Annotated in this window: 26 protein-coding genes; 11 read left to right on the top strand and 15 right to left on the bottom strand. The window is 69.1% G+C overall.

Annotated features, from left to right (window positions below; all coding sequences use genetic code 11):
- Nucleotides 1-49: 49 nt before the first annotated feature.
- Both H0U68_RS02230 and H0U68_RS02225 read left to right on the top strand, forming a co-directional pair.
- The gene (locus H0U68_RS02230) at nt 50-934 is read left to right on the top strand and encodes a branched-chain amino acid ABC transporter permease (protein ID WP_296352534.1); all 885 of its coding nucleotides are present in this window, start codon (nt 50-52) and stop codon (nt 932-934) included.
- A gap of 1 nt (nt 935) precedes the next feature.
- The gene (locus H0U68_RS02225) at nt 936-2,000 is read left to right on the top strand and encodes a branched-chain amino acid ABC transporter permease (protein ID WP_296352533.1); all 1,065 of its coding nucleotides are present in this window, start codon (nt 936-938) and stop codon (nt 1,998-2,000) included.
- A gap of 12 nt (nt 2,001-2,012) precedes the next feature.
- Here H0U68_RS02225 and H0U68_RS02220 read toward each other — a convergent pair whose 3' ends face one another.
- The 7 genes from H0U68_RS02220 to H0U68_RS02190 all read right to left on the bottom strand — a co-directional run bounded on the left by H0U68_RS02220 (nt 2,013) and on the right by H0U68_RS02190 (nt 8,084).
- A complete protein-coding gene (locus H0U68_RS02220) occupies nt 2,013-2,903 on the bottom strand; it encodes a carbohydrate kinase family protein (RefSeq protein WP_296352532.1) in 891 nt (296 codons plus the stop codon).
- A 30-nt stretch (nt 2,904-2,933) separates the two neighbouring features.
- Nucleotides 2,934-4,040: a DUF3426 domain-containing protein gene (locus H0U68_RS02215; RefSeq protein ID WP_296352531.1), complete on the bottom strand. Its 1,107-nt coding sequence runs from the start codon at nt 4,038-4,040 to the stop codon at nt 2,934-2,936.
- Nucleotides 4,041-4,080: 40 nt separating this feature from the next.
- On the bottom strand, nt 4,081-4,962 hold the full coding sequence (gene prmA / locus H0U68_RS02210) for a 50S ribosomal protein L11 methyltransferase (RefSeq protein ID WP_296352530.1): 882 nt from the start codon (nt 4,960-4,962) through the stop codon (nt 4,081-4,083).
- A gap of 28 nt (nt 4,963-4,990) precedes the next feature.
- Nucleotides 4,991-6,340 carry an acetyl-CoA carboxylase biotin carboxylase subunit gene (gene accC / locus H0U68_RS02205; RefSeq protein ID WP_296352529.1) on the bottom strand — a complete coding sequence of 450 codons (1,350 nt, stop codon included), beginning with the start codon at nt 6,338-6,340 and terminating at the stop codon, nt 4,991-4,993.
- A gap of 12 nt (nt 6,341-6,352) precedes the next feature.
- On the bottom strand, nt 6,353-6,808 hold the full coding sequence (gene accB / locus H0U68_RS02200; protein WP_296352528.1) for an acetyl-CoA carboxylase biotin carboxyl carrier protein: 456 nt from the start codon (nt 6,806-6,808) through the stop codon (nt 6,353-6,355).
- Between the two features lie 126 nt (nt 6,809-6,934).
- Nucleotides 6,935-7,495 carry a TlpA disulfide reductase family protein gene (locus H0U68_RS02195; protein ID WP_296352527.1) on the bottom strand — a complete coding sequence of 187 codons (561 nt, stop codon included), beginning with the start codon at nt 7,493-7,495 and terminating at the stop codon, nt 6,935-6,937.
- A complete protein-coding gene (locus H0U68_RS02190) occupies nt 7,488-8,084 on the bottom strand; it encodes a hypothetical protein (RefSeq protein WP_296352526.1) in 597 nt (198 codons plus the stop codon). The genes H0U68_RS02195 and H0U68_RS02190 overlap by 8 nt, the downstream gene beginning before the upstream one ends.
- A 33-nt stretch (nt 8,085-8,117) precedes the next feature.
- Here H0U68_RS02190 and mpl point away from each other — a divergent pair, with 33 nt between their 5' ends.
- The gene (gene mpl / locus H0U68_RS02185) at nt 8,118-9,578 is read left to right on the top strand and encodes a UDP-N-acetylmuramate:L-alanyl-gamma-D-glutamyl-meso-diaminopimelate ligase (protein ID WP_296352525.1); all 1,461 of its coding nucleotides are present in this window, start codon (nt 8,118-8,120) and stop codon (nt 9,576-9,578) included.
- Nucleotide 9,579: 1 nt separating this feature from the next.
- On the opposite strand, the gene H0U68_RS02180 is transcribed toward mpl, so the two are convergent.
- From H0U68_RS02180 to rodA, 6 genes are all read right to left on the bottom strand, one after another.
- Complete coding sequence (locus H0U68_RS02180) at nt 9,580-10,587, bottom strand: hypothetical protein (protein WP_296352524.1); 1,008 nt, start codon at nt 10,585-10,587, stop codon at nt 9,580-9,582.
- 83 nt (nt 10,588-10,670) lie between these two features.
- Nucleotides 10,671-11,795, bottom strand: coding sequence for a 3-deoxy-7-phosphoheptulonate synthase (locus H0U68_RS02175; RefSeq protein WP_296352523.1), 1,125 nt, complete (start codon nt 11,793-11,795; stop codon nt 10,671-10,673).
- A gap of 227 nt (nt 11,796-12,022) precedes the next feature.
- On the bottom strand, nt 12,023-12,589 hold the full coding sequence (locus tag H0U68_RS02170) for a hypothetical protein (RefSeq protein ID WP_296352522.1): 567 nt from the start codon (nt 12,587-12,589) through the stop codon (nt 12,023-12,025).
- Between the two features lie 18 nt (nt 12,590-12,607).
- Nucleotides 12,608-14,068, bottom strand: a complete 1,461-nt coding sequence (gene tldD, locus H0U68_RS02165; RefSeq protein ID WP_296352521.1) for a metalloprotease TldD — start codon at nt 14,066-14,068, stop codon at nt 12,608-12,610.
- A 21-nt stretch (nt 14,069-14,089) separates the two neighbouring features.
- Nucleotides 14,090-14,968 (bottom strand): NAD(P)-dependent oxidoreductase, encoded by an 879-nt coding sequence (locus H0U68_RS02160; protein WP_296352520.1) that lies wholly within the window; start codon nt 14,966-14,968, stop codon nt 14,090-14,092.
- 2 nt (nt 14,969-14,970) lie between these two features.
- A complete protein-coding gene (gene rodA, locus H0U68_RS02155; protein ID WP_296352519.1) occupies nt 14,971-16,125 on the bottom strand; it encodes a rod shape-determining protein RodA in 1,155 nt (384 codons plus the stop codon).
- Nucleotides 16,126-16,176: 51 nt separating this feature from the next.
- On the opposite strand from rodA, the gene H0U68_RS02150 reads away from it, so the two are divergent.
- From H0U68_RS02150 to ruvC, 8 genes are read left to right on the top strand one after another with little or no spacing between them, the layout of a single operon-like run.
- Nucleotides 16,177-16,773: a YqiA/YcfP family alpha/beta fold hydrolase gene (locus H0U68_RS02150; RefSeq protein WP_296352518.1), complete on the top strand. Its 597-nt coding sequence runs from the start codon at nt 16,177-16,179 to the stop codon at nt 16,771-16,773.
- Between the two features lie 31 nt (nt 16,774-16,804).
- A complete protein-coding gene (locus H0U68_RS02145; protein ID WP_296352517.1) occupies nt 16,805-18,862 on the top strand; it encodes an RNB domain-containing ribonuclease in 2,058 nt (685 codons plus the stop codon).
- Entirely contained in the window at nt 18,859-19,716 is an 858-nt protein-coding gene (locus H0U68_RS02140; protein WP_296352516.1) for a TonB family protein, read from the top strand. Before H0U68_RS02145 ends, H0U68_RS02140 begins: the two co-directional genes overlap by 4 nt.
- Nucleotides 19,713-20,552, top strand: coding sequence for a shikimate dehydrogenase (gene aroE / locus H0U68_RS02135; RefSeq protein WP_296352515.1), 840 nt, complete (start codon nt 19,713-19,715; stop codon nt 20,550-20,552). The genes H0U68_RS02140 and aroE overlap by 4 nt, the downstream gene beginning before the upstream one ends.
- Nucleotides 20,553-20,555: 3 nt before the next feature.
- Complete coding sequence (gene mtgA, locus H0U68_RS02130; protein WP_296352514.1) at nt 20,556-21,287, top strand: monofunctional biosynthetic peptidoglycan transglycosylase; 732 nt, start codon at nt 20,556-20,558, stop codon at nt 21,285-21,287.
- Between the two features lie 10 nt (nt 21,288-21,297).
- The gene (locus tag H0U68_RS02125) at nt 21,298-21,930 is read left to right on the top strand and encodes a lysophospholipid acyltransferase family protein (protein WP_296352513.1); all 633 of its coding nucleotides are present in this window, start codon (nt 21,298-21,300) and stop codon (nt 21,928-21,930) included.
- Nucleotides 21,931-21,944: 14 nt separating this feature from the next.
- Nucleotides 21,945-22,934 carry a phosphatidate cytidylyltransferase gene (locus H0U68_RS02120; RefSeq protein ID WP_296352512.1) on the top strand — a complete coding sequence of 330 codons (990 nt, stop codon included), beginning with the start codon at nt 21,945-21,947 and terminating at the stop codon, nt 22,932-22,934.
- 24 nt (nt 22,935-22,958) lie between these two features.
- Entirely contained in the window at nt 22,959-23,507 is a 549-nt protein-coding gene (gene ruvC, locus H0U68_RS02115; RefSeq protein ID WP_296352511.1) for a crossover junction endodeoxyribonuclease RuvC, read from the top strand.
- An 88-nt stretch (nt 23,508-23,595) separates the two neighbouring features.
- Here the strand turns inward: ruvC and selD are convergent, their stop codons facing one another.
- Together selD and senB are read right to left on the bottom strand one after the other, a co-directional pair.
- Nucleotides 23,596-24,666, bottom strand: coding sequence for a selenide, water dikinase SelD (gene selD, locus H0U68_RS02110; protein WP_296352510.1), 1,071 nt, complete (start codon nt 24,664-24,666; stop codon nt 23,596-23,598).
- The coding region (senB, locus tag H0U68_RS02105) for a selenoneine biosynthesis selenosugar synthase SenB (RefSeq protein ID WP_296352509.1) at nt 24,663-25,477 on the bottom strand (815 nt) is incomplete at its 5' end. The genes selD and senB, both read right to left, overlap by 4 nt.

Below are 25,477 nucleotides of genomic sequence, written 5' to 3'. Positions count from 1 at the left end.
CCTGTCCCTTGTCCCCGCCCCGAGCTGCCGCCCTAGCCTCTAGCCATTCATGGAAATCTTCGGAATCCCTCTCCAGGCCTTTCTCGGCCAGCTGATGCTGGGCCTGGTCAACGGCGCGTTCTACGCCATGCTCAGCCTCGGCCTGGCGGTCATCTTCGGCCTGCTGGACATCGTGAACTTCGCCCACGGGGCGCTCTACATGGTCGGCGCCTTCTTCGCCTGGATCATGCTGGACCGCTGGGGCGTGAACTACTGGGCCGCGCTGGTCGTCGCCCCGCTGCTGGTCGGCATGCTCGGCGTCGTCATCGAGCGCCTTTTCCTCAAGCGGCTGTACGGGCTGGACCCGCTGTACGGCCTGCTGCTCACCTTTGGCCTGTCGCTGGTGCTGGAAGGCATCTTCCGCGACCAGTACGGCGTGTCCGGCCAGTCGTATCCGGTGCCCGAGCTGCTGTCGGGCGCCACCAACCTGGGCTTCATGGTGCTGCCGAACTACCGCGCCTGGGTGATCTTCGCCTCGCTGGTGGTCTGCCTGGGCACCTGGTTCCTGATCGAGCGCACGCGGCTGGGCGCCTACCTGCGCGCCGGCACCGAGAATTCCAAGCTGGTCCAGGCGTTCGGCGTGAACGTGCCGCTGATGGTCATGCTGACCTACGGCGGCGGCGCCGCGCTGGCCGCACTGGCCGGCGTGCTGGCGGCTCCGGTGATCCAGGTGGCGCCGCTCATGGGCTCCAACATCATCATCGTCGTGTTCGCCGTCGTCGTGATCGGCGGCATGGGTTCCATCCTGGGTTCGGTGATCACCGGCCTCGGGCTGGGCGTGATCGAAGGACTGACCCGCGTGTTCTACCCCGAGGCCTCCAACGTCGTGGTGTTCGTCATCATGGCCATCGTGCTGGTGCTGCGGCCCGCCGGCCTGTTCGGCAAGGAAGCCTGACATGACAACCACAGTCACCTCCGCCGCGCCGGACGCTCCTGCCGCGGCGAAAGAAACTCCCGCCGCGGCGAACACCGCAGCCAGCGTCGTCGCCGACAGCGCGCCCACCGGGCAGGCGCAGTCGGGCATCGGCGGCGGCGTGCGGATCGTCTACCTTGCGCTGCTGGTGCTGGCGCTGGTGGCGCCGCTGATCGGCCTGTACCCGGTGTTCGTGATGAAGCTGCTGTGCTTCGCGCTGTTCGCCTGCGCGTTCAATCTGCTGCTGGGCTTCACTGGACTGCTGTCGTTCGGGCATGCCGCCTTCTTCGGCTTCTCCGCCTACGTCTGCGGCTACACCATCAAGTCGCTCGGCTGGTCGCCCGAACTGGGGCTGCTGGCCGGCACCGGCACTGCTGTCCTGCTCGGGCTGGCATTCGGCCTGATCGCCATCCGCCGCCAGGGCATCTACTTCGCCATGGTCACGCTGGCGCTGGCGCAGATGGTGTATTTCTTCTGCGTGCAGGCGCCGTTCACCGGCGGCGAGGACGGGCTGCAGGGCGTGCCGCGCGGCAACCTGTTCGGCTTGCTGCCGCTGGGCAACGACACGGTGATGTACTACGTGGTGCTGGCGATCTTCGTCGCCTGCTTCGTGGCCATCCTGCGCATCGTCACCTCGCCGTTCGGCCAGGTGCTGAAGATGATCCGCGAGAACGAGCCGCGCGCCGTGTCGCTGGGCTACCAGGTGGACCGCTACAAGCTGCTCGCCTTCGTGCTGTCTGCCGGGCTCGCCGGGCTGGCCGGCTCCCTGAAGACCGTGGTCATGAAGTTCGCCACCCTGTCGGACGTGCACTGGTCGATGTCCGGCGAGGTCATCCTCATGAGCCTGCTGGGCGGCGTGGGCACCTTCTTCGGCCCGGTGCTGGGCGCGGGTACCGTCATCGGCCTGCAGAACCTGCTGGCCGACAAGGTGGGCGCCTGGGTCACGGTGATCATCGGCGCCATCTTCGTGGTGTGCGTGCTGGCCTTCCGCAAGGGCGTGGTGGGCGAGCTCATCGCCTGGCGCGAGCGCCGCGCCGCCCGCGCCTGAACCAATCAGCGGCTACAGGCCTTCGAGCGTGTAGTTCTGCGGGCCGCGGCTGGCCACCTTGATGGCGCCCACCTTGTTGCCCAGTTCGGCGCAGCGCGCCAGCGGCCAGCCCTGCTCCAGCCCGTGCAGCAGCGCGCCGCGCCAGGCGTCGCCGCAGCCGGTGGGGTCCACCACCTCGCGCGGCCGCACCGGCGCCACCACCGTCTTCTCGCCGCCGACCCACACTTCGCAGCCCTGCGCGCCCAGGGTCACCACCAGTCCCTGCGTGCGGCGCGAGATTTCGGCGTTGGACAGGCCGGTGCGATCGCACAGCATCTTGCCTTCGTAGTCGTTGACGGTGACCCAGCTCGCCTGGCCGATGAAGCCAGCGAGCTCCTTGCCGTCGAACATCGGCAGGCCCTGGCCCGGGTCGAACACGAAGGGGATGTCCGCGGCCTGGAACTGCGCGGCGTGCTGCAGCATGGCGTCGCGCCCGTCCGGCGAAATGATGCCCAGCTTGACGTCCGCGCGCTTGTCGATGCGGGTGACGTGCGCCTGCATCATGGCGCCCGGGTGGAAGGCGGTGATCTGGTTGTTGTCCCGGTCGGTCATGATCATTGCCTGCGCCGTGTAGGTGCCTTCCACCTGCCGCACGAATTCGCCGGAGATGCCCAGCTCGCGCAGCCGCGCCATGTAGGTGTCGCCGTCGGTGCCCAGCGTGGCCATCGGCAGCGGCGTGCCGCCCAGCAGCTTCAGGCTGTAGGCGATGTTGCCGGCGCAGCCGCCGAAGTCGCGCCGCAGCGAAGGCACCAGGAACGACACGTTCAGGATGTGCAGCTGCTCGGCCAGGATCTGGTCGGCGAAGCGGCCCTCGAACGTCATGATGGTGTCGAAGGCCAGTGAACCGCAGATGATGGCTGCCATGGTGTGTGTCTCGAAAAGAAGGGGAATTGTTCAGGGATAGAAGGCGAGCAGCCGGTAGCCGGCAATGCGTCCGGCCTGGCCATCGGCCGCGATGGCCAGCGTCACGGCGCCGGACCATTCGGCGCCCGCGCCCAGCGTGGCCACCGGGGCGCCCATTTCGGCCGGCGTGAGCACGCGGCGCAGCACCGGCTGGTCCTGCGTGTCGGTGAGCGTGAGCTCCATCGCCGGCACGGCGATCGGGAACACGGCGCCGTTCTTCAGCGTGAACGCCAGGCGGTAGGTGTCGCCGCGCAGCTTGTTGAAGGCGGAGCTGTCGATCGCCACCGCATCGATCTGCCGCGGCGGCCCGACGCGGCAGGCCAGCGGTGCGCACAGCGCTTCCAGCAGCGGCTTGAGCCCGGGCTGCGCGGCGGCGATGCGGTCGCGGTCGTGCACGGCGAACTGCGCCGCGAGCAGCGCGCCCAGCAGCAGGCCCAGGACCACCAGCAGCCCGCGCATGCGGGGCGTGTGCCAGAGCGCGCGGCTGCGCGCGGCGCGCAGGAACGACACGCCCTGCGGCTGCTCGGCCTCCCAGCCGCTTTCGCTTTCGCCCGGCCGCGACAGCCCGAAACCGCTCTCGGCGATCGGCGGCGACACCGAGGGCGCGCCCTCGCTCTCGGCCAGGTCGGATCGCCGGAACACGAAGGGCTGGTCGAGCGGCGACTCCTCCAGCTCGCTGTCGGGCGGTGCGTCCCGCGCGTCCTGGGGTCCGTCTTCCCGCGCCAGCGCCGCGGGCTGGGTGTTCGCCTCGCCGGCGAGCACTTGCGCCACCAGTTCGGCGGGTGGTTCGGTGATCGGGGGTTCCGCGTCCGCAGGCGCCACTGCGGCGTGGGGTTCGACCGGGGGCTGCAACAGCGCAGGGATCTGCGGCTGCAGGGCCGGCGGGTGCAGCACCTGCGGGTGCAGCACCTGCGGCTGCGGAACCGGCGGCGCGGGAGCCGGCGCGGTGACGGCATCGGCCTGCTCCACCAGCGTGGCCGAGGCGTCGAACACCTCGGAACAATGCCCGCAACGCACCCAGCCCTCGGAGATCTTCAGCTGGTCGGGGACCACTCTGAACATCGTCCCGCAGGCAGGGCAGCAGGTGATCAGGCTCATGAGCCCGGGATTGTAAGAGCCGGTGTGCGGTGCGCGGCGTTCACAGCCGCGCCGTCATCAGGATCCAGCCGTCCTCGGTGTCGCTGACCTCCAGCGCGCAGTACGGCGCGTAGGCGGCCTTCAGCTCCCCGGCCTGGCGCTCCAGGATGCCGGCCAGCACCAGGTGGCCGCCCGCCTCCACGTGCGCGCACAGCAGCGGCGCAAGCACCTTCAGCGGCGTGGCGAGGATGTTGGCCAGCACGGTCCGGTACTTGCCCTGCGCGCGGTCCGGCAGGCCGGCTTCCAGCACAACGCCGTTGGCGGCTGCGTTATCGCGCGTGGACTGCACGGCCGCCGTGTCGATGTCCACCGCATCCACCCGCGCCGCGCCGTGCTTGGCCGCGCCGATGGCCAGGATGCCGGAGCCGCAGCCGTAGTCCAGCACACGCTGGCCGGCCGGCGGGTTGCGGGCGATCCAGCGCAGGCACATGCGCGTGGTCGGGTGCGTGCCGGTGCCGAATGCCAGGCCCGGGTCCAGCCGGATCACCAGCTTGGCGCTGGCGGGCGGCTCGTGCCAGGTCGGCACGATCCAGAACTCGGGCGTGATGTCCACCGGTGCGAACTGCGACTGCGTGAGCCGCACCCAGTCCTGGTCGGCCACTGCGGCGACCTCCAACACGGCGCAGCCTTCGAAGAAGTCCTGCACCGCGAGCAGCCGCGCCGCGTCCTGCGCGGCGTTTTCGTCGGGGAACAGCGCCAGGATGCGCGAGCGTTGCCAGCCGTCCTTGGGCGCCGGCATGCCGGGCTCGCCGAACAGGGCGCGCTCGGCCGGCGTCTGCGCATCGGCGTCCTCCACCGACACGCTCAGCGCGTCCAGCGCTTCGAGCGCGTCGCTCAGCGCTTCGACGCGCTCCTCGGGGCACAGCAGGCGCAGCTCGAACATCAGCCCCGCTCCCGGCCGGCGCGCGCCATCAGCGCTTGTGGTGCGACAGCCACTCTTCCAGATAGTGGATGTTGGTGCCGCCGCTCATGAATTTGGCGTCCACCATCAGCTCGCGGTGCAGCGGGATGTTGGTGTTGATGCCTTCGACGACCGTCTCGGCCAGCGCCGTGCGCATGCGCGCCAGGGCCTGGTCGCGCGTGTCGCCGTGCACGATGATCTTGCCGATCATCGAGTCGTAGTTCGGCGGCACGAAGTAGTTGGTGTAGACGTGCGAGTCCACCCGCACGCCCGGGCCGCCCGGCGCGTGCCACATGGTGATGCGCCCGGGCGAGGGAACGAAGTTGTACGGATGCTCGGCGTTCACGCGGATTTCCAGCGCGTGGCCGCGCAGCACGATGTCGCGCTGCGCGAACGGCAGCTTCTCGCCGGCCGCCACCATGATCTGCGTCTTGACGATGTCGATGCCGGTGATGAGCTCGGTCACCGGGTGCTCCACCTGCACCCGCGTGTTCATCTCGATGAAATAGAACTCGCCGTTCTCGTACAGGAACTCGAAGGTGCCGGCGCCGCGGTAGCCGATGCGCTTGCAGGCGGCGGCGCAGCGGTCGCCGATCTTCTCGATCAGCTTGCGCGGAATGCCGGGCGCGGGCGCCTCCTCGATGATCTTCTGGTGGCGCCGCTGCATGGAGCAGTCGCGCTCGCCCAGGTAGACCGCGTTCTTGTACTTGTCGGCCAGGATCTGGATTTCGATGTGGCGCGGGTTCTGCAGGAATTTCTCCATGTAGACCGCCGGGTTGCCGAACGCCGCCTGGGCCTCGGCCTTGGTCATCTGCACCGCGTTGACCAGCGCCGCCTCGGTGTGCACCACGCGCATGCCGCGCCCGCCGCCGCCGCCGGCCGCCTTGATGATCACCGGGTAGCCGATCGACTTGGCAATGCGCCGGATCTCCGCCGGATTGTCCGGAAGCTCGCCTTCCGAGCCGGGCACGCAGGGCACGCCGGCCTTGATCATGGCCTGCTTGGCCGACACCTTGTCGCCCATCAGGCGGATGGATTCGGGCGTGGGGCCGATGAACTGGAAGCCGCTCTTCTCCACCCGCTCGGCGAAGTCCGCGTTTTCGGAAAGGAACCCGTAACCCGGGTGGATCGCTTCGGCGTCGGTGACTTCGGCCGCCGAAATGATGGCCGGCATGTTGAGATAACTCAGCGCCGACGGCGGCGGGCCGATGCACACCGCTTCGTCGGCCAACTTGACGTATTTGGCCTCGCGGTCGGCCTCCGAATACACCATCACGGCCTTCACGCCCAGCTCTTGGCAGGCGCGCTGGATTCGCAGGGCAATCTCGCCGCGGTTGGCGACCAGGATCTTCTTGAACATGCGGTGCGCCGCTTACTCGATGATGAACAGCGGTTGGCCGTATTCCACCGGCTGGCCGTTTTCGCAGAGGATCTGGGCGACGGTGCCGCTCTTGTCGGCTTCGATCTCGTTGAGGATCTTCATCGCCTCGATGATGCAGAGCGTCTCGCCTTCCTTGATCTGTGAGCCGATTTCCACGAACGACTTGGCGCCGGGCGACGAGGCGCGGTAGAAGGTGCCGACCATCGGCGACTTCACGGTGTGGCCGGTGGGTGCGGCAGGTGCCGGGGCAGGCGCGGCCGGCGCGGGCGCGGCAACGGAGGTCACTCCGCCTTGCTGTTGCCCCGGGGCCAGCATCATCGGCTGCATCTGCGCGCCCGCCATGCCCTTGACGATGCGCACCTTGCCTTCCGCTTCGGTGATTTCGAGTTCCGAGACATTGGACTCGGAGACCAGATCGATCAGGGTCTTGAGCTTGCGCAGGTCCATGACTTGTTCACCTTGAAAACACGCGAATCTACAGGAAAACTCGACTTTTTCTCCCTTTTGCAGGGATTTTTATTTTAATTTCATAGCTTCAATGTCGCCTTATTAGTTTGATGGCGACAAATCCTATCAAGCCAGAGAGGCCCATTTTATTAACTCTTCGTTGCGAATTTTTCCCATTCTACGTTGCAGCAGTGTACCGTCGGCCCCCAGAACGACAGTGAACGGCAGTCCGCCATTCAAGTTTCCCAGATCGCGCGTGAGTTGCGGGCCGTCCAGGCCTGCCAAGCCAATCGGAAAACCGACCGGCGTGCGTTGCAGGAAACTGCGCACCGCGCTCGGCTGGTCGATGGCCAAACCGACGACTTGCCAGCCTTTTGCCGACTGTTGGCGGTAAAAGGCATCCAGCATCGGCAATTCTTCTACGCAAGGCGGGCACCAGGTGGCCCAGAAATTCACCAGCAGCGGGCGGCCACGCAATGACGCCATCGCCAGCGCGCTGCCCTGCGGCGTCTGGAAATTCAGGGGCCAGAGCAGCTTCGCGGCGTTATCCGGCGGCGGGGCCAGCCGCGTGCGCCACAGGGCCACACCCGCGCCAACGGCGGCAGCCCCGATGCCGATGCCCGCCATCAGCAGCCCGCGCCGACGCACCGGCTTGATCGGCAGGCTGTCGTTTGCGGCTTCATTCATGCGAGGCCTCCTCCACCAACGCCCGCACCGCCGCCAGGTCGCCGCGCGGCGACCGGCCCTTGGCGTCCTTGCGCAGCGCGCCGCGCACGTCGTCGTGGTCGTAGACCATCAGGTGCACGCCGACCGGCTCGCCCAGTTCGGGACTCATGCTGCTCAGGCTCAGCGCTTCGACCGATTCGCCGTGGAAGCCGGTCACGGTGCGCGCTTCGTAGTCCACGCCATGGTCGATCAGCGCGATCTCCGTCGATTTGGGGTCGTCGCAGAACAGCTGGATATAGATGTCCGACAGCCGCGTGGCCGTGCCGTGCCAGACCGCGCCGCCCAGGTAGGGCCGGAATTCGGGCAGCCGCTCCATCCAGGTGATGGCGAGTTTGCGCAGCGCCGCCAGCTCCGCCGGCTGGGTCTCGGCACAGAACAGGGCGATGTATTCGCGCACCGAATCTTCCACTGCATCGTTGTCCGGCAGCGCGGTGCGGGTGTTCAGGCCGAGCTGCTTGACCGCGCGGCGCTTGGCCGGGCCGTATTCCAGACCTTCCTCGACCACCATGCGCGCGGCGGTCGCCGCGATTTCGAAGGCGATGCTGTCCATCCGGAGCATTGTGCATCGCCGGATAATCGCGCGATGCATATCCATATTCTCGGCATCTGCGGCACCTTCATGGGCGGCGTGGCCGCGCTCGCGCGCGAGGCCGGCCACAAGGTGACCGGCTGCGACGCCGGCGTCTACCCGCCGATGAGCGACCAGCTGCGCGCGCTCGGCATCGACCTGATCGAAGGCTTCGGCGCCGACCAACTGGCGTTGAAGCCCGACGCCTGGGTGGTCGGCAACGTTGTCTCCCGCGCCCGCCTGCCTGACGGCACGCCGCGCTATCCCTTGATGGAAGCCATCCTGGACCAGGGCCTGCCATACACCAGCGGACCGCAATGGCTGGCCGAACACGTGCTGCGGGGCCGGCACGTGCTGGCCGTGGCCGGCACCCATGGCAAGACCACCACCACCTCGATGCTGGCCTGGATCCTGGAACACGCCGGGCTGCAGCCTGGTTTCCTGGTGGGCGGCGTGCCGATGAATTTCCAAGCCTCGGCCAGAATTGGCGCCCCCACGCTCCCCGCTGTGCGAGGTTCGCTGCCCCCCGAGGGGGCTGTTCCGCCTTGGGGAGGCCCGGCGGCGGAACGGCCCGGCGTGTTCGTCATCGAGGCCGACGAATACGACACCGCCTTCTTCGACAAGCGCAGCAAGTTCGTCCACTACCGCCCGCGCACGGCCGTGCTGAACAACCTGGAGTTCGACCACGCTGACATCTTCGACGACCTGGCGGCCATCGAGCGGCAGTTCCACCACCTGGTGCGCACCGTGCCGGCCAGCGGCCGCGTGGTGAGCAACGGGCTGGAGGAAAGCCTGGCGCGCGTGCTGCACACGGGTTGCTGGAGCGAGGTGCGCAGTTTCGGCGCGACCGACAGCGACTTCACGGCCGAGGGCGAACCCCACTGCTTCGCCGTGCTGGAGCGTGGCCGGCGCGTTGCCGAGGTCGCCTGGGAGCTGACCGGCGTGCACAACCAGCTGAACGCGCTGGCGGCCATTGCCGCGGCGGACCACGTCGGCGTGCGACCGGAGGTGGCCGCGGCGGCGCTGGGCAGTTTTCGCAACGTCAAGCGCCGCATGGAAGTGCGCGGCACCGCGGGCGGCGTCACGGTCTACGACGATTTCGCGCATCACCCCACTGCCATCCGCACCACGCTGGACGGGCTGCGCCGCAAGATCGGCGGCGCGCGCATCCTGGCGGCGTTCGAGCCGCGCAGCAACACCATGAAGCTGGGCACGATGAAGGCGCAGCTGCCCTGGAGCCTGGAGCCGGCCGACCTGTCCTTCTGCCACGCCGGCGGGCTGGGCTGGGATCCGCGCGAGGCGCTGCAGCCGATGGGCACGCGCGCGCAGGTGGCCGACACGGTGGACGAACTGCTGGCGCAGCTGCGGCAGGCGGCGCGGCCGGGCGACCATATCGTGTGCATGAGCAACGGCGCCTTCGGCGGCGTGCACGACAAGCTGCTGCAGGCGCTGGGCAGCGCGGCGGCAGGCCGCTGATTCAGTAGGGCGTCAGCGAAACGGGCGCGGTCATGTCCGGCCCGGCAAGCCGGCGGCGCGGCGGGGCGATTCCCACCGGCACCTGCTCGCCGGTGGTCAGGTTCGGGCGGCTGAGCAGCGAGTCGTCATCCCGCAGCGCCGCGGCGCGCTTGGCGTTGGAGGTGATGGTGCCCACCAGGTACAGCGCGGCCAGGCCATGCGCGGCAACCGTCTCGTCCATGCCGGTTCGCTTGGCCAGCTCGCGCAGGGTGGCGGGGGCGCTGGCCAGTTCGCGCATCAGCAGCAGGTGCGAGTCCTTCAGCAGCCGGTGCGCCAGCCGCGGCGGCCGGCGGAAATAGAGGGTGGCGGTGCGGTAGCGCGGCGGCAGCATGTCGCGGCGGGTGCGCATCGCGAACTGCCACATCAGCTGCGACAGGCTGAGGCGCACATAACCTGAGGGAATCTCCGCCGGCTCGCTCACCCGGCGCCACAGCGCATCCTCGAAGTCGAGCAGCGCGGCCGACGGCAGCACGCCGACATCGCCACGCATGTTCACCACCGCGATCAGCCGGCCGTTGAAGATCACCTGGAAGCTGCCGCCGCCGAGCGCGGCATATTGGTCGATCACCACCGAGGCCAGCGCGAACTGCGAAATCGCGGGCTGCAGCCAGCCGGCGAAACGTTCCAGCACCGCATTCTGCTGGGCGCGCTCGGCAAGGTCGAAGGCGTAGGCAGGCGAGAAGCCGGCGCCGGGCAGCGGCCGGGCGAAAGCCACGGGCCGGTCCACGTCCGCAAGGTCGAGCTGCAGAGAGCGGCCGGACGGCGTGCCCGGTCCGACCCGCAGCGTGCCGTCGGGCAGCAGCTGGGTGCGCTGGCCGCTGATCCACCAGGCGTCGGCGTCGGTGAAGGAGCTCACCTCCCAGGTCGCGCCGAAGGCCACCACGCTGCCCACCACCGCACGCGCGGCATCCTGCTGCTCGGCCGAGAAGCCGGCCAATCCCAAGCGCAAAACGGGAAGCTCGAGGGTCATTGCGGGAAGCCTCAAAGGGCGGTGGACGTTCTCGGCAATATAACAGTTATGTTACTTTGTGTAAATTAAAGCCGACGCGAATGTCAGCGGGCGCGGCGCACCTGGACGGCTTCGGCCAGTACCTCCAGGAGGCCCAACGATTCCTCCCAGCCCAGGCAGGCATCGGTGATGCTCTTGCCGTATTCAAGTTGCGTCGCGTCGTCCTTGCCGGGGGTGAACTTCTGCGCGCCGGGCTGCAGGTGGCTTTCCACCATCACGCCGAACACGCGCCGCGAGCCGCGCGCGATCTGCTCGGCGATGCTGCGCGCCACGTCGACTTGCCTGCCGTGCTGCTTGCTGCTGTTGGCGTGGCTGCAGTCCACCATCAGCGCGGGCGCGAGTTGCGCCGCCTCCAGCTCCTTGCAGGCGGCCTCGACGCTGGCCGCGTCGTAGTTGGGTTCCTTGCCGCCGCGCAGGATGACGTGGCAGTCGCGGTTGCCGTTGGTCTGCACGATGGCCACCTGGCCGTTCTTGTGCACCGACAGGAAGTGGTGGCCGCGCGCGGCCGCCTGGATGGCGTCGGTGGCGATCTTGATGTTGCCGTCGGTGCCGTTCTTGAAGCCGATCGGCGCCGACAGGCCCGAGGCGAGTTCGCGGTGCACCTGGCTTTCGGTGGTGCGCGCGCCGATGGCGCCCCAGGAGATCAGGTCGCCGATGTACTGCGGCGAGATCACGTCCAGGAACTCGCTGCCGGCCGGCAGCCCCAGCCGGTTGATCTCGATCAGCAGCTGCCGCGCGATGCGCAGGCCCTCGTCGATGCGGAAGCTCTCGTCCAGGTAGGGGTCGTTGATCAGCCCTTTCCAGCCGACCGTGGTGCGCGGCTTTTCGAAGTAAACGCGCATCACGATCTCCAGCCGGTCGCGGTACTTGGCGCGGACTTCCTTCAGGCGGCGCGCGTATTCCAGAGCGGCGCCGGGGTCGTGGATCGAACAGGGGCCGATCACGGCCAGCAGCCGGTCGTCCTTGCCGTGCAGGATGTTGTGGACCGCGCGGCGCGTGTCGGTGATGAGGCTTTCCACGGCCGTGCCCTGGATGGGGAAGAAGCGGATGAGATGTTCGGGAGGAGGCAACACGGTGATGTCCTTGATGCGTGCGTCGTCGGTCTGGCTGGTTTTGTCGACGGGGCGCGCATGCCAGGCATCGCTGGCGGCGGGGGACGTGGTGTTCATGTGCTGGTTCCTCTCGGTGGATTGGGGCCCCAAAAAAAAAAACCGCCGGGGGTACCGGCGGTTTGTCGAGGGGTCTGTTTGCGTTTGTTGCGCGTACGCTCAGATCTCTCTTCCGCCGGGGGCGTTGGAGAACCAGAAGTAGCCAAAAAAGAAGGGGCGGACGAAACGCATGACGGCCAATGTAGCACAGGGCCATGTCAGCGCAGCCGGCGTGCGGGCGCCCTGTCTCACAGCCGCAACTTCTTCCACCAGGCCACGGCGCGCTGCACCTGCGGCTCGCGCAGCTCGCCCAGCGCCGAGGCGGGGGGCTCGGCAGGGTCGCGCGACAGCCACTGCTCGTACATGTCGATCAGCAGCGTGCCGTCGCCCAGGGTTCGCCAGGCGATCAGCTCGAAATCCTCGGCGCCCAGCATCAGCTCCCGGCTGGCCGGCCCGCCCTCCAGCAGCCACTGGCCGATCAGCACGCGGAAGTTGTTCAGCGCCTGCAGGTACATGGCGTACTCGTACAGGCCACGCCACGGCAGTCCCAGGTTTACCACCAGTTGGCGGTGGCCACGCCGCACGGTCAGCAGGTCCACCAGCTGCGGCGCGACGATGCTGCGCTGGCGGTTCAGCCGCAGCGCTGCCACGATGGCTTCGATGTGCACGGCCAGCTGGGCCAGGCTTTCCGACAGCTGGCGGCTTTCCTCGTCAGCCACCGCGCCTCGCAGGAAATGGCTGAGCCCGCCGAAAGTGTTGATGCTGGGTGCGTTGCTGCCCCGATCGAGGGGCAGGCGGGAGGGGCGGGTGGTCATGCACGCCCCTCGCTGCGCTCAGGCCGTGCCGCCGACGGTCAGCCCGTCGATGCGCAGGGTGGGCTGGCCCACGCCCACCGGCACGCTTTGGCCTTCCTTGCCGCAGGTGCCCACGCCGGTGTCGAGCTTCATGTCGTTGCCGATCATGGTCACGCGGGTCAGCGCGTCCGGGCCGTTGCCCACGATGGTGGCGCCCTTCACCGGATACTGGATCTTGCCGTTCTCCACCCAGTAGGCCTCGCTGGCGGAGAACACGAACTTGCCGGAGGTGATGTCCACCTGGCCGCCGCCGAAGTTGGTGGCGTACAGGCCCTTCTTGATGCTGGCGACGATTTCCGCCGGGTCCCGGTCGCCGCCCAGCATGTAGGTGTTGGTCATGCGCGGCATCGGGATGTGCGCGTAGCTCTCGCGCCGGCCGTTGCCTGTGGGCGCCACGCCCATCAGGCGCGCGTTGAGCGCGTCCTGGATGTAGCCGCGCAGGATGCCGTCTTCGATCAGCACGTTGCGCTGGCTGGGGTTGCCTTCGTCGTCCACGTTCAGCGAACCGCGGCGGTCGGTGATGGTGCCGTCGTCCAGCACCGTCACGCCCTTGGCCGCCACGCGTTGGCCGATGCGCCCGGAGAACGCACTGGATTCCTTGCGGTTGAAGTCGCCTTCCAGGCCGTGGCCCACCGCCTCGTGCAGCAGGATGCCGGGCCAGCCCGGACCGAGCACCACGGTCATTTCGCCGGCCGGCGCGGGGCGCGATTCCAGGTTGGTCAGCGCCGCATGCACCGCGTCGTCCACATAGGACTGGATGTGCTCGTCGTCGAAATACGCCAGGCCGAAGCGCCCGCCGCCGCCGCCCGAACCCATTTCGCGCCGGCCGTTCTGCTCGGCAATGACGGTCACCGACAGCCGCACCAGCGGCCGCACATCGGCGGCGATGGTGCCGTCGGCGCGCGCCACCAGCACCACGTCGTATTCACTGGCCAGCCCGGCCATCACCTGCACCACGCGCGGGTCCTTGGCGCGGGCGGCCTGCTCGGCCTTTTCCAGCAGCTTGACCTTGGCCGTGCTGTCCAGCGTGGCGATGGGGTCCAGGCCGCCATAGAGCGAGCGGCTCTCGGCGATGCGCTGGCGGGGCACCTTGGCGCGGCCGCCGCGCGACGCCTGCGCGATGGAGCGCACGGTGCGCGCCGCATCCAGCAGCGAGGCTTCGGAGATGTCGTCGGAATAGGCGAAGGCGGTCTTCTCGCCGGCCACGGCGCGCACGCCCACGCCCTGGTCGATGCTGAAGCTGCCGGTCTTGACGATGCCCTCTTCCAGGCTCCAGCCTTCGCTGCGCGTGTACTGGAAATACAGGTCGGCGTCGTCCACGCGGTGCGTGCGGATCTCGGCCAGCGCGCGCGCGAGGTGCGTTTCGTCCAGGCCGAAGGGTTCGAGCAGCAGAGCGCGGGCCGTGGCCAGGCGCTCAATCGTGGGTTCGCGGGAGATCATCGGTCCATTGTAGGACCGCACTCAGCTCTGCGAGAGCAGCTTGAACAAGGCCGCATCGTCGAGCTGGGCCAGCCCGGCGTCGCCAGCGCGCTGGAACAGGTCGCGCGCGGCCGGGCCCAGCGGCCCCTCGAAGCCGGCGGCACGCGCCGCCTCCACCGCCAGGCGCGAGTCCTTTTGCAGCAGCGACACGTGCGCGCGCGGCACGTAGTCGCCCTCGATGGCGCGGCTCATGCGGTCGGTGCCGATCCAGCTCTGCCCGCTGGACTGCTGGATCACCGCCAGCGTGGTGGGCAAGTCCAGGCCCATGCGCTGGGCCATCGCCAGCACCTCGGCCGCGCCGCCCAGGTTGATGGCGGCCAGCAGGTTGTTGACCAGCTTGGTGCGTGCACCGTCGCCCGGCCGCTGGCTGATGCGGAACACCTTGCCGCTCAGCATTTCGACCAGCGCGCGGTGCTGCTCGAACACCGCGTCCTCACAGGCCACCATCAGGCTCATCGACCCGTCGCGCGCCCGCGCCGGGCCGCCGGACATCGGCGTGTCGATGGCCGCGAAGCCGCGTTCGGCGAGCTCGCGCGCGAACGCTTCCACGTCCTGCGGCGCGATGGTGGGGCACAGCAGCACGCCAGCGCCGGCCGCCAGGCCATGCACGGCGCCATTGGCGCCGAACAGCACCTCGCGGGCCTGTGCGGCGTCGACCACGCAGATCACCAGCGCCGATGCGCCGGTTGCCGCCTCGGCCGGCGTCGCGCAGGGCCGGGCACCAAGCGCCTGCAGGGCTTGGACCTTCACCGTGTCGATGTCGCACACCTGCACGGCCCAGCCGTGCTTCAGCAGGCGGGCGGCCATGGCGCCGCCCATGTTGCCCACGCCCACGGCGCCGACGGTGCGTGGAGCTTCCATCGTCAGCTCTGCACCAGCCGCCTGGCCTTGGCGATGGACATCAGGATGCCCAGCCCCAGCCCCAGCGTGACCATGGCCGTGCCGCCATAGCTGATGAAGGGCAGCGGCACGCCCACCACCGGCAGGATGCCGCTGACCATGCCCATGTTCACGAAGGCATAGGTGAAGAAGATCATGGTGACCGAACCGGCCAGCAGGCGCGAGAACAGCGTGGACGCGTCCAGCGCGATCGCCAGGCCGCGCAACACCAGGAACAGGAACGCCAGGATCAGGCAGGCGTTGCCGACGAGGCCGAACTCCTCGGAGAACGCGGCGAAGATGAAGTCGGTGGTGCGCTCGGGAATGAATTCCAGGTGGGTCTGCGTGCCCTGCATGAAGCCCTTGCCGAACATGCCGCCCGAGCCGATGGCGATCATCCCCTGGATGATGTGGAAACCCTTGCCCAGCGGGTCCTTGCTCGGGTCCAGCAGGGTGCAGATGCGCTGCTGCTGGTAGTCGTGCAGGATCGGCCAGCGCACGCCCTCGGCGCAGATGCGCGGCTCGAACATCACCACCAGCACCACCACGCCCAGGCCCAGCACCAGCGGCGGCACGATCAGCTTCCACGACAGGCCGGCAAAGAAGATCACCGAAATGCCGGCCGACAGCACCAGCAGCGCGGTGCCCAGGTCGGGCTGCTTCATGATCAGGCCCACCGGCACCGCCAGCAGCAGCGCGGCCACCACGAAGTCCAGCGGCCGCAGCTGGCCCTCGCGCTTCTGGAACCACCAGGACAGCATCAGCGGCATGGCGATCTTCAGGATCTCGCTGGGCTGGATGACCACGCCGACGTTCACCCAGCGCTTGGCGCCCTTCTTGGTGACACCCATGACGGCCACCGCGATCAGCAGCGCCACGCCCACCGTGTAGAGCGGCACGGCGAACACCATCAGCCGCTGCGGCGGAATCTGCGCCACCACGAACAGGATCACGCCGGCCAGCACCATGTTGCGGCCGTGGTCCGCGAAGCGCGTGCCGTGGTCGAAGCCGGACGAATACATGGTCAGCAGGCCGGCGCAGGCCAGCAGGAACACGGCAAAGGCCAGCGGCCCGTCGAAACCCTGCAGCACGGGCAGGAGGCGATTCCTTAACGGGGGTTTGTCGAATACGGCGGCCATCTGCAAATTATCTCCTGCGCACGCGCACGTGCGGCTGTCATCATCGCCCGCATGCAGCCATTGCCGCCCGCCACCCACCTTCTTTACCTGCACGGCTTCCGCTCTTCGCCGCAATCCATGAAGGCGCAAAAAGTCGCGGCGCGCGTGCAGGAACGCCATCCGGCGGTGCACTGGTGGTGCCCGCAGCTGCCGCCCTCGCCGCGCGAGGCGATGGCGCTGGTCGAGGACGGCATCGCCGGCTGGCCGCGCGACCGCATGGCGGTGGTCGGCTCCTCGCTGGGCGGCTTCTACGCGACGCACGTGGCCGAGGCCACCGGCTGCCGCGCGGTGCTGCTCAATCCGGCGGTGGATCCGGCGCGCGACCTTTCCAACTACATCGGCGAGCAGACCGCCTGGCACGACCCGCAGCAGCGTTTCTACTTCGCGCCGAGCTTCGTCGATGAGCTGCGCGTGCTGGAACACGGCGCGGCAGCCCATCCCGAGAATTATTTCGCGGTCATTGCCAAGGGCGACGAGGTGCTCGACTGGCGGGAGATGACCGGGCGCTACCCCGGCGCGCGCATCAAGCTGCTGGAAGCGGGCGACCACGCGCTGTCGGACTTCGACGCGCACATCGGCGAGGTGTTCGCGTTCCTGCACCTCGCCTGACCCGCGCGGGGCGCATGGGAGAATCGATCCCATGTTCCTGTTATTCGAAGAAGCCGGGAAGTTCCTGGCGGGCCGTGTGCTGTCCGAAGCCGATGCCTCCGCGCAGGTCGAGCTCGACAGCGGCAAGCGCGTGAAGGTCAAGGCTGCCAACGTGCTGCTGAAGTTCGACAAGCCGCAGCCGGCCGACCTGCTGCGCGAGGCCGCGGACGTCGCCTCCTCCATCGAGCTCGACCTGGCCTGGGAGTTCGCGCCCGACGAGGAATTCGGCTTTGCCGATCTGGCGCGCGACTACTTCAGCGCCAACGCCACCCTGGTCCAGCAGGCCGGCGCGCTGCTGCGCCTGTTCGAGGCGCCGCATTACTTCCGCCGATCCGGCAAGGGGCGTTTTCGCAAGGCGCCGGCCGAGACCGTGCAGCTGGCGCTGGCCGCCATCGAGAAGAAAAAGCAGGTGCAGGCGCAGATCGTCCACTGGGCCGAGGAGCTGGCCGCCGGCCGCTGCCCGCAGCCGGTGCGCGAGCAGCTGTACAAGCTGCTGTTCAAGCCGGACAAGAACGCGCCCGAATACAAGGCGGTGGTGGACGCCTCGCGCGCCACCCAGACCGCGCCGCTGGTGCTGCTGCAGCGCGCCGGCGCCATCGACTCGCCCTATCAGTTCCACTGGAAACGTTTCCTGCTGGAATATTTCCCGAAAGGCACGGGCTTTCCCGCGCTGGCCGCGCCGCAGATCAAGGACGACCTGCCGCTGGCGCCGGTGGCCGCCTTCTCCATCGACGACTCCGCCACCACCGAAATCGACGATGCGCTGTCGGTGCAGGGCCTGGGCACCGGCACGGTTACCGTGGGCGTGCACATCGCCGCGCCCGGCCTGGCGCTGCAGCCCGGCGACGCGCTGGACCAGATTGCGCGCAACCGGCTCTCCACCGTGTACATGCCGGGCTACAAGATCACCATGCTGCCCGACGCGGTGGTGCAGGCCTACACCCTGCAGGAAGGCCGCGACTGCCCCGCCGTGTCGCTGTACGTGACGCTGGACGAAGCCACGCTGGAACCCAAGGGGTCCGAAACGCGCCTGGAGCGGGTGCCGATTTCCGCCAACCTGCGCCACGACCAGCTGGATGCGCACGTCACCGAAGGCTGGCTGGAAGGCGCGGCCTCGCCCGAGGGCGTGCCCGCCGCAGCGGCGCAGCTGCGCGGGGAAATGTCCTTCCTGTTCCGGCTGGCCAAGCACCTGAAGGCGCAGCGCGAAATCGTGCGCGGGCGGCCCGAGAACTTCAACCGGCCCGACTACAACTTCCGCCTGGCCGGCCACGACGGCAGCGAACCCCGGGGCGACGAGACGGTGGAGATCAGCGTGCGCCGCCGCGGCGCGCCGCTGGACCTGATCGTCGCCGAGGCCATGATCCTGGCCAACAGCAGCTGGGGCCAGTGGCTGGCCGAACTGGGCGTGCCCGCCATCTACCGCAGCCAGGCCAGCATGGCGCCGGGCGTGAAGGTGCGCATGGGCACCAAGGCGATGCCGCACGCCGGCATCGGCGTGAAAAGCTATGCCTGGAGCACCTCGCCGCTGCGCCGCTACACCGACCTGGTGAACCAGTGGCAGATCATCGCCGCCGCCCGCCACGGCCGCACCGCGGCGCTGGCCGCGCCGTTCAAGCCGAAGGACGCGGAGCTGTTCTCGGTGATTTCCGCCTTCGACGCCGCCTACAGCGCGTACAACGGCCACCAGGCGACCATGGAGCGGTTCTGGACGCTCCAGTACGTCGCACAGCACGGCCTGCACGAACTCACGGGCAGCGTGTTCAAGGAAGGCCTGGTGCGCGCCGACGACCTGCCGCTGGTGCTGCCGGTGATGGGCGCCAACGGCCTGCCGCGCGGCGCCCACCTGCGGGTGAAGCTGGGCGAGGTGGACCCGATCACCCTGGACCTCGCCGGCACCCTGCTGGAGCGCCTGGACAGCGTGCCCGAGGCAGCGCCGTCGGAAGAAGACGACAGCGACGACCAACCGGTGGCCGGCCCGATTGCCATTGCCGTCGATGTCAACGACACTGGGGAAACCGCCACCGCCGGCGGCGATAATCCCCCACCGTGAACTGGAAGTCCCTCAGCACCCTGCAGATCGCACTGGGCGTCTCGTTTCTCGTGCACGCAGTGTTGCTGACGGTGCGCATCGTCGATCCGGAAGGCTTCAACCGGGTGTTCCAGGACACCCCGCTCGAAGTGATCCTGGTCAACACCAAGACCAACGAGCGCCCGGAAAAAGCGCAGGCGATCGCGCAAAGCAGCCTGGCCGGCGGGGGCGAGGCCGCCCAGGGCCGCGCCACCTCGCCGCTGCCGCCGTCGGCGCTCAGCGAATTGGGCGACGCCGCCGAGGACGCGCAAAAGAAGATCGAGGCCATGCAGGAGCAGCAGATGCTGCTGCTGTCGCAGCTGAAGCGCCAATTGGCCGCCATGCCGCCGCCCGACCCCAAGCAGGCCGCCAACACCACGCCGGACGCCAAGGCGCAGGAAGACAAGCGCCGGCAGCTTACGCGCCTGCTGGCGGAAATCGAGCGGCGCATCAACGAAGAAAACGCCCGGCCCAAGAAGCGCTACATCAGCCCTGCCACGCGCGAGGAGGTGTACGCCGTCTATTACGACGGCCTGCGCCGCAAGATCGAGGAAAAGGGCACGCACAATTTCCCCGAAGCCGCCGGGCGCAAGCTGTATGGCGAGCTGACCATGATCGTCACCGTCAACCACGATGGCCGCGTGCTGTCCACCGAGATCGCCGAAACCTCGGGCAATCTCACGCTGGACCGCCGCGCGCAGGCCATTGCCCGCGCGGCCGGCCCGTTCGGCCGCTTCAACGACGCCATGCGGCGCCGCGCCGACCAGATCGTGGTGGTGTCGCGCTTCAAGTTCACGCGCGACGAGACGCTGGAAACCAAGCTGACGAACCGATGAGCGCGATGGACCTTTACTGTGTGATGGGCAACCCTGTCGAACACAGCAGGTCGCCGTGGGTGCACGCACGCTTCGCCGAGCTCACTGGCCAGCAGCTGCAGTACGGCAAGCGTCTGGTGCCGCTGGACGGCTTCGCGCAGGCCGTGCGCGAATTCCGCGCCGAAGGCGGCAAGGGCTGCAACGTCACGGTACCGTTCAAGTTCGACTCGCCCGCGCTGGCAACCGAGCTGACGCCGCGCGCCCAACTGGCCGGCGCGGCCAACACGCTGCGCTTCGAAGGTGACCGCGTCTTCGCCGACAACACCGACGGCATCGGCCTGGTCGGCGACATCGCGCGCAATGCAGGCGTGGACATCGCCGGGGCCCACGTGCTGCTGGTGGGCGCCGGCGGCGGCGCTTCCGGCGTGCTGGGCCCGTTCATCGAGGCGCGTCCGCGGCGCGTCGTGGTCGCCAACCGCAGCCGGGACAAGGCCGAGGCGCTGGTCGCGCGGCATGCTGCGCTGGCGGCGGCGCACGGCGTGGAACTGGCGGCGCGCGGCCTGGACGATGCCGGCGGCGGCTTCGGCATCGTCGTCAACGCCACGGCCACCAGCATGGCCGGCACGGGCGTGCCGGTACCCGCGTCGGTGCTCGCGCCCGGGGCGCTGGCCTGCGACATGATGTATGGCCCCGCGGCGCAAGGCTTCATGGCCTGGGCGCGCGAGAACGGCGCGGTGCCGCGCGACGGCCTGGGCATGCTGGTGGAACAGGCGGCCGAGGCCTTCCTGGTCTGGCGCGGCGTGCGCCCGCCTTCGGCCCAGGTCCTGGCCGAACTGCGCGCCACCCTTCCCGCCTGACGCATGCGCGCCCTTCTGCGTTGGCTGGCCCTGGTGGTGGTCGCGGCGGCGGTGCTGGAACTGTTCTTCCTGGTGCGCATCGCCACCATGGCCGGGATCGACCCGCAGTCCACCACCTTCCAGCGCTCCGAAGCCTGGCGCATCGCCACGCACAAGGGCCAGCTGCGCTGGCGCCAGCAATGGGTGCCGTACCCGGCCATCTCCGAGAACCTCAAGCGCGCGGTGATCGCCTCGGAGGACGGCACCTTCGCCAACCACGAGGGCGTGGACTGGGAGTCGCTGGAAAAAGCCTGGCAGCGCAACGCCAAGGCGGAAGAACAGGCGGCAAGGCGCGCGCAGGCCGCGCGCGGTACCGCGCGCGCACCGAAGGTGGTCGGCGGCTCCACCATCACGCAGCAGCTGGCCAAGAACATCCTGCTGTCCGGCGAGCGCACCCTGCTGCGCAAGGGCCAGGAAATCGTGCTCACCTTCGCGCTGGAAAGAATGCTCTCCAAGGAGCGCATCCTGGAGATCTACCTGAACAGCGTGGAATGGGGCGAAGGCGTGTTCGGCGCCGAAGCCGCGGCGCAGCACTACTACCGCAAGAGCGCGCGCCAGCTCTCGGCCTACGAGGCAGCGCGGCTGGCGGTGATGCTGCCGCGCCCGAAATACTTCGAGAAGCTGCCCAACTCCGGCTACCTGGCCAGCCGCGCGTCCACCATCGCCGCGCGCATGCGCGACGCCGAGTTGCCATGATGCGGCAGCCATGAAGCGCCATCTGTCTCCCGTGATGGCCAAGGCCATGAGCCTGTTCCTGCTGGGACTGGTGCGCGTGCTCACAGGCGCGCAGGCGCGCTGGTACGGTTGCCCGCCCAAGGCGGAACAGCGCATCTACTTCGCCAACCACCAGAGCCACGCCGACCTGGTGATGATCTGGGCTGCGCTGCCGCAGGAATTGCGCTCCATCACACGGCCCATCGCCGCCAAGGACTATTGGACCAAGACGCCGCTGCGCCAGTGGATCACCACCGCCGTCTTCAACGCCGTCTACGTGGACCGCGAGCGCAAGGACGGCGAGGACCCGCTGCAGCCGCTGGCCGACGCGCTGCAAAGCGGCGACTCGATCGTGCTGTTTCCCGAGGGCACGCGCGGCAACGCGGAGGAGCCGCAGCCGTTCAAGTCGGGCCTGTACAGCCTGGCGCAGCGTTTCCCTGAAGTGGTGCTGGTGCCGGCCTGGATCGACAACGTGCAGCGCGTCATGCCCAAGGGCGAGGTGGTGCCGGTGCCGATCCTGTGCTCGGTCACCTTCGGCGCGCCGGTGCGGCTGGAAGCCGGCGAGGAGCGGCGCGCCTTCCTGGACCGCGCGCGGCTGGCCGTGATGGCGCTGCGCGACATATGAACGCATTGCGCGCCATGAACGAATATCTGCGCGCGCTCACGCCCACGCAGCAGGTGGCGGCGCTGTTCCTGTTCGTCTTCGGCATCCTGGTGCTGGTGAGCGTGGCCACCACCCTGCTCGCGCTGCGCGAGCGCAAGGCCGCGCCCGGCGCCGAGCGCGAGGCCGAGCTGCGCGATTCGCGCCAGCTGCTGGGCAGCTCGTGGATCACCGTGCTGGTGTTCTGGGTGGCATGGGCCGCCGGCGACGCGTTCGCCCTGGTGCTGTTCGCGCTGATCGCGTTCTTCGCGCTGCGCGAATTCATCACGCTCTCGCCGACGCGGCACGGCGACCACCGCAGCCTGGTGCTGGCCTTCTTCATCGTGCTGCCGGTGCAGTTCTGGCTGGTGGGTGCGCGCCACTTCGATTTGTTCACCGTGTTCGTGCCGGTCTACGTGTTCCTGGCCATGCCGGTGGCCAGCGCGCTGGCCGGCGACACGCAGCGCTTTCTGGAGCGCAACGCCAAGCTGCAGTGGGGCATCATGGTTTGCGTCTACGGCATGAGCCACGTGCCGGCCCTGCTGCTGCTGGACTTCCCGGGCCGGGGCTATGAGGGCAAGAGCGCGTTCCTGGTGTTCTTCCTGGTCTTCATCGTGCAGACCACCATGGTGATGCAGCACCTGGCGGCGCGCCGCCTGCGCCGCGCACCCAGCATTCCCAACGTGAGCAAGAGCTTCAGCTGGCACAGCTGGGGCCTGGGCGTGGCGGCCGGCGGCCTGGCCGCGGGAGTGCTGTCCTTCATCACACCGTTCAAGCCCGGCCAGGCCCTGGGCATCGGGCTGGTGGCGTGCATCGCCGGGTCGATGGGCCACCTGGTGATGAAGGCCCTGAAGCGCGACCGCGGCGTCACGTCATGGGGCAAGCGCGCCTCGGTGACGGGCGCCAACGGCCTGCTGGACCGGGTCGACGCCCTGTGCTTCGCGGCGCCGATCTTTTTCCATTCGGTGCGCTGGTATTTCCGGGTCTAATCGGCGCGAGGCGAACAACATCCCATGCGCATCCTCGGCATCGACCCCGGCCTGCAGACCACCGGCTTCGGCGTGATCGACGTCGCCGGCCATGCACTGACGTACGTGGCCAGCGGCACCATCACCACCACGCATCTCGCGCGCGGCGACCTGCCGGCGCGGCTGAAGGTGCTGTTCGACGGCATCGGCGAGGTGCACACGCGCTACCAGCCCGACGCGTCGGCGGTGGAGATCGTTTTCGTCAACGTCAACCCGCAAGCCACGCTGCTGCTCGGCCAGGCGCGCGGCGCCTGCCTCACGGCGCTGGTGTCCTGCGATCTCCCTGTGGCCGAGTACACGGCGCTGCAGATGAAGCAGGCCGTCGCCGGCCACGGCCAGGCCGGCAAGGCGCAGGTGCAGGAAATGGTCAAGCGGCTGCTCAAGCTGCCCGGCCTGCCCGGCAAGGACGCGGCCGACGCGCTGGGCATCGCGATCACGCATGCGCACGCGGGCCAGTCGATGGCGCGGCTGGCGGCGGCATCGAAGACCGAACGCAAGACCACCGGCATGTACCGGTCCGGCCGCACGTACTAGAAGCGATCACCCCTTTCCGTTCGGGCTGAGCTTGTCGAAGCCCCCCATGCGCACCCTTCGACAGGCTCAGGGCGAACGGTGATCCCGCTCAGGCGACCGTCAGGCGCGCGCCGGTGCCACCGGGCTGGGCCTCGCCGATCACCGCCGCCTGGCCGAAGCCGTGGCGGCGGAACACCTCCAGCACCTTGTCCACCGCCGCCGGCGTGCAGGACACCAGCAGGCCGCCGCTGGTCTGCGGATCGGTCAGCAGCGCGTGGTCGGCATCGCCAAAGTTCGTCGGCAGCGCCACGTCCGCGCTGTAGCCGGCCCAGTTGCGCCCCGAGGCACCGGTGACGAAGCCGGCGGTCGCCAGCGCATGCACGCCTTCCAGCAGCGGCACTGTGTTCCAGTCGATCCGCACCGACAGGCCGGCGCCGCGCGCCAGCTCCAATGCGTGGCCGGCCAGCCCGAAGCCGGTGACGTCGGTCAGCGCATGCACGCCCTCCAGCGCCGCCAGCTCGGGGCCGGGCGTGTTCAGGCGTGTGGTGGTGGCGATCATGCGTTCGTAGCCGGCGGCATCCAGCTGCTCTTTCTTCAGCGCGGCGGACAGCACGCCGACGCCGAGCGGCTTGCCCAGCACCAGCAGGTCGCCGGCGCGCGCATCGGCGTTGCGCTTCACGCGGTCCGGGTGCACCAGCCCCAGCGCCACCAGGCCGTAGATCGGCTCGACCGAGTCGATGGTGTGGCCGCCCGCGATCGGGATGCCGGCGGCCTTGCAGACCGACTCGCCGCCTTCCAGGATGCGGCCGATGGTGCGCGTGCTCAGCACGCTGATCGGCATGCCCACCAGTGCCAGCGCCATGATGGGTTTGCCGCCCATGGCATACACGTCGGAAATCGCGTTGGTGGCGGCGATGCGGCCGAAGTCGTAGGGATCGTCCACGATCGGCATGAAGAAGTCGGTGGTGGCGATCAGCGCCTGCTCGTCGTTGAGCTTGTAGACGGCGGCGTCGTCGGCCGTCTCGATGCCCACCAGCAGCTCGGGCGGCAGCGGCATGCGCGCCGTGCCCTTCAGAATTTCGGACAGCACGCCGGGCGCGATCTTGCAGCCGCAGCCGCCGCCGTGCGACAGCGAGGTGAGGCGGGGTTCGGCGGCGGCGGAAGAAGAGATTGCGTTCATGGCTCGGTTTCCAGTTCGTGCAGCAGATGGAGGAGCGCCTCGCGCTCGGCGCTGGCGTCGAACAACGGCGCGCGCCGTTCGCATTGTGCGCGCAGGCGTTCCAGCAGACCTGCCGCGGGGGCTTGCGCCAGCTGTGTGGCGCGGCAGGCCGACAGCAGAGCAGCCAGCGCGCCGGCGTCGCCCGGCGGGAAGTAGCCGGCGTAGTCGCCGCCCAGCATGCCGACGTTGCCGTCCACGCGGCTGGCCAGCACCGCCGTGCCGCAGCGCACCGCCTCCATAACCACATGGGCACCGCCTTCCAGCGTGCTGGTGTGCACCAGCACGTGGCCAGCGCGGATGTGCTCCAGCGTCTCGGCGTGCGGCAGCGCGCCGAGCCAGCGGTAGCCGGGGCACACCGCGGCGGTGTCGCGCGCCTGCTGTGCCAGTGCCGGTTCGCCTGCGCCGTCGCCGATGTGCGTGATGCGGATGCCCGCATCGCCGCGCAGCAGCCGAGCCGCCGCGAACAGCGTCTGCGGCGCCTTCACCGCGCGCAGGTGGCCCACCATCACGGCGTCCAGCCGGTCGCTGTCCTTGGGCAGCGGCGGCAGCGCCGGCGTGGACTGGAACACCACGCGTGCCTTGTGGCGCTGCTCGGGCGGCAGCGCCGCGGCGCCGCGTTCCTGCAGCACCACCAGCCGCTGCGCCAGCATGAGCGAGCGCCGGGCCGCCGCATCGACGCCGATGTCCTGGTACAGGTCGGTGCCGGTCAGCACCACGGCAAGGCCGCGGCCGGGATGCGCGCGCGCCCAGGCGGCGACGGCGGGGGCGGAGC

The sequence above is a fragment of the Ramlibacter sp. genome (genome assembly GCF_013697775.1).
Classification (GTDB): Bacteria; Pseudomonadota; Gammaproteobacteria; order Burkholderiales; family Burkholderiaceae_C; genus Ramlibacter.
The sequence above is the reverse complement of the archived record's forward strand: the minus strand, read 5'-3'. Positions and strand labels throughout refer to the sequence as shown.

Excerpts from the sequence above, each read along its gene's own strand:
- accC (WP_296352529.1), bottom strand. The coding sequence starts at position 6,340 with ATGTTCAAGAAGATCCTGGTCGCCAACCGCGGCGAGATTGCCCTGCGA.
- H0U68_RS02170 (WP_296352522.1), bottom strand. The coding sequence starts at position 12,589 with ATGACCACCCGCCCCTCCCGCCTGCCCCTCGATCGGGGCAGCAACGCA.
- ruvC (WP_296352511.1), top strand. The coding sequence starts at position 22,959 with ATGCGCATCCTCGGCATCGACCCCGGCCTGCAGACCACCGGCTTCGGC.
- rodA (WP_296352519.1), bottom strand. The coding sequence starts at position 16,125 with ATGGCCGCCGTATTCGACAAACCCCCGTTAAGGAATCGCCTCCTGCCC.
- H0U68_RS02125 (WP_296352513.1), top strand. The coding sequence starts at position 21,298 with ATGAAGCGCCATCTGTCTCCCGTGATGGCCAAGGCCATGAGCCTGTTC.
- accB (WP_296352528.1), bottom strand. The coding sequence starts at position 6,808 with ATGGACCTGCGCAAGCTCAAGACCCTGATCGATCTGGTCTCCGAGTCC.
- H0U68_RS02180 (WP_296352524.1), bottom strand. The coding sequence starts at position 10,587 with ATGACCCTCGAGCTTCCCGTTTTGCGCTTGGGATTGGCCGGCTTCTCG.
- selD (WP_296352510.1), bottom strand. The coding sequence starts at position 24,666 with ATGAACGCAATCTCTTCTTCCGCCGCCGCCGAACCCCGCCTCACCTCG.
- H0U68_RS02220 (WP_296352532.1), bottom strand. The coding sequence starts at position 2,903 with ATGGCAGCCATCATCTGCGGTTCACTGGCCTTCGACACCATCATGACG.
- aroE (WP_296352515.1), top strand. The coding sequence starts at position 19,713 with ATGAGCGCGATGGACCTTTACTGTGTGATGGGCAACCCTGTCGAACAC.
- H0U68_RS02195 (WP_296352527.1), bottom strand. The coding sequence starts at position 7,495 with ATGAATGAAGCCGCAAACGACAGCCTGCCGATCAAGCCGGTGCGTCGG.
- H0U68_RS02120 (WP_296352512.1), top strand. The coding sequence starts at position 21,945 with ATGAACGAATATCTGCGCGCGCTCACGCCCACGCAGCAGGTGGCGGCG.
- H0U68_RS02190 (WP_296352526.1), bottom strand. The coding sequence starts at position 8,084 with ATGGACAGCATCGCCTTCGAAATCGCGGCGACCGCCGCGCGCATGGTG.
- H0U68_RS02175 (WP_296352523.1), bottom strand. The coding sequence starts at position 11,795 with ATGAACACCACGTCCCCCGCCGCCAGCGATGCCTGGCATGCGCGCCCC.
- tldD (WP_296352521.1), bottom strand. The coding sequence starts at position 14,068 with ATGATCTCCCGCGAACCCACGATTGAGCGCCTGGCCACGGCCCGCGCT.
- mtgA (WP_296352514.1), top strand. The coding sequence starts at position 20,556 with ATGCGCGCCCTTCTGCGTTGGCTGGCCCTGGTGGTGGTCGCGGCGGCG.
- H0U68_RS02160 (WP_296352520.1), bottom strand. The coding sequence starts at position 14,968 with ATGGAAGCTCCACGCACCGTCGGCGCCGTGGGCGTGGGCAACATGGGC.
- H0U68_RS02145 (WP_296352517.1), top strand. The coding sequence starts at position 16,805 with ATGTTCCTGTTATTCGAAGAAGCCGGGAAGTTCCTGGCGGGCCGTGTG.
- H0U68_RS02150 (WP_296352518.1), top strand. The coding sequence starts at position 16,177 with ATGCAGCCATTGCCGCCCGCCACCCACCTTCTTTACCTGCACGGCTTC.
- H0U68_RS02230 (WP_296352534.1), top strand. The coding sequence starts at position 50 with ATGGAAATCTTCGGAATCCCTCTCCAGGCCTTTCTCGGCCAGCTGATG.
- H0U68_RS02215 (WP_296352531.1), bottom strand. The coding sequence starts at position 4,040 with ATGAGCCTGATCACCTGCTGCCCTGCCTGCGGGACGATGTTCAGAGTG.
- H0U68_RS02225 (WP_296352533.1), top strand. The coding sequence starts at position 936 with ATGACAACCACAGTCACCTCCGCCGCGCCGGACGCTCCTGCCGCGGCG.
- prmA (WP_296352530.1), bottom strand. The coding sequence starts at position 4,962 with ATGTTCGAGCTGCGCCTGCTGTGCCCCGAGGAGCGCGTCGAAGCGCTG.
- mpl (WP_296352525.1), top strand. The coding sequence starts at position 8,118 with ATGCATATCCATATTCTCGGCATCTGCGGCACCTTCATGGGCGGCGTG.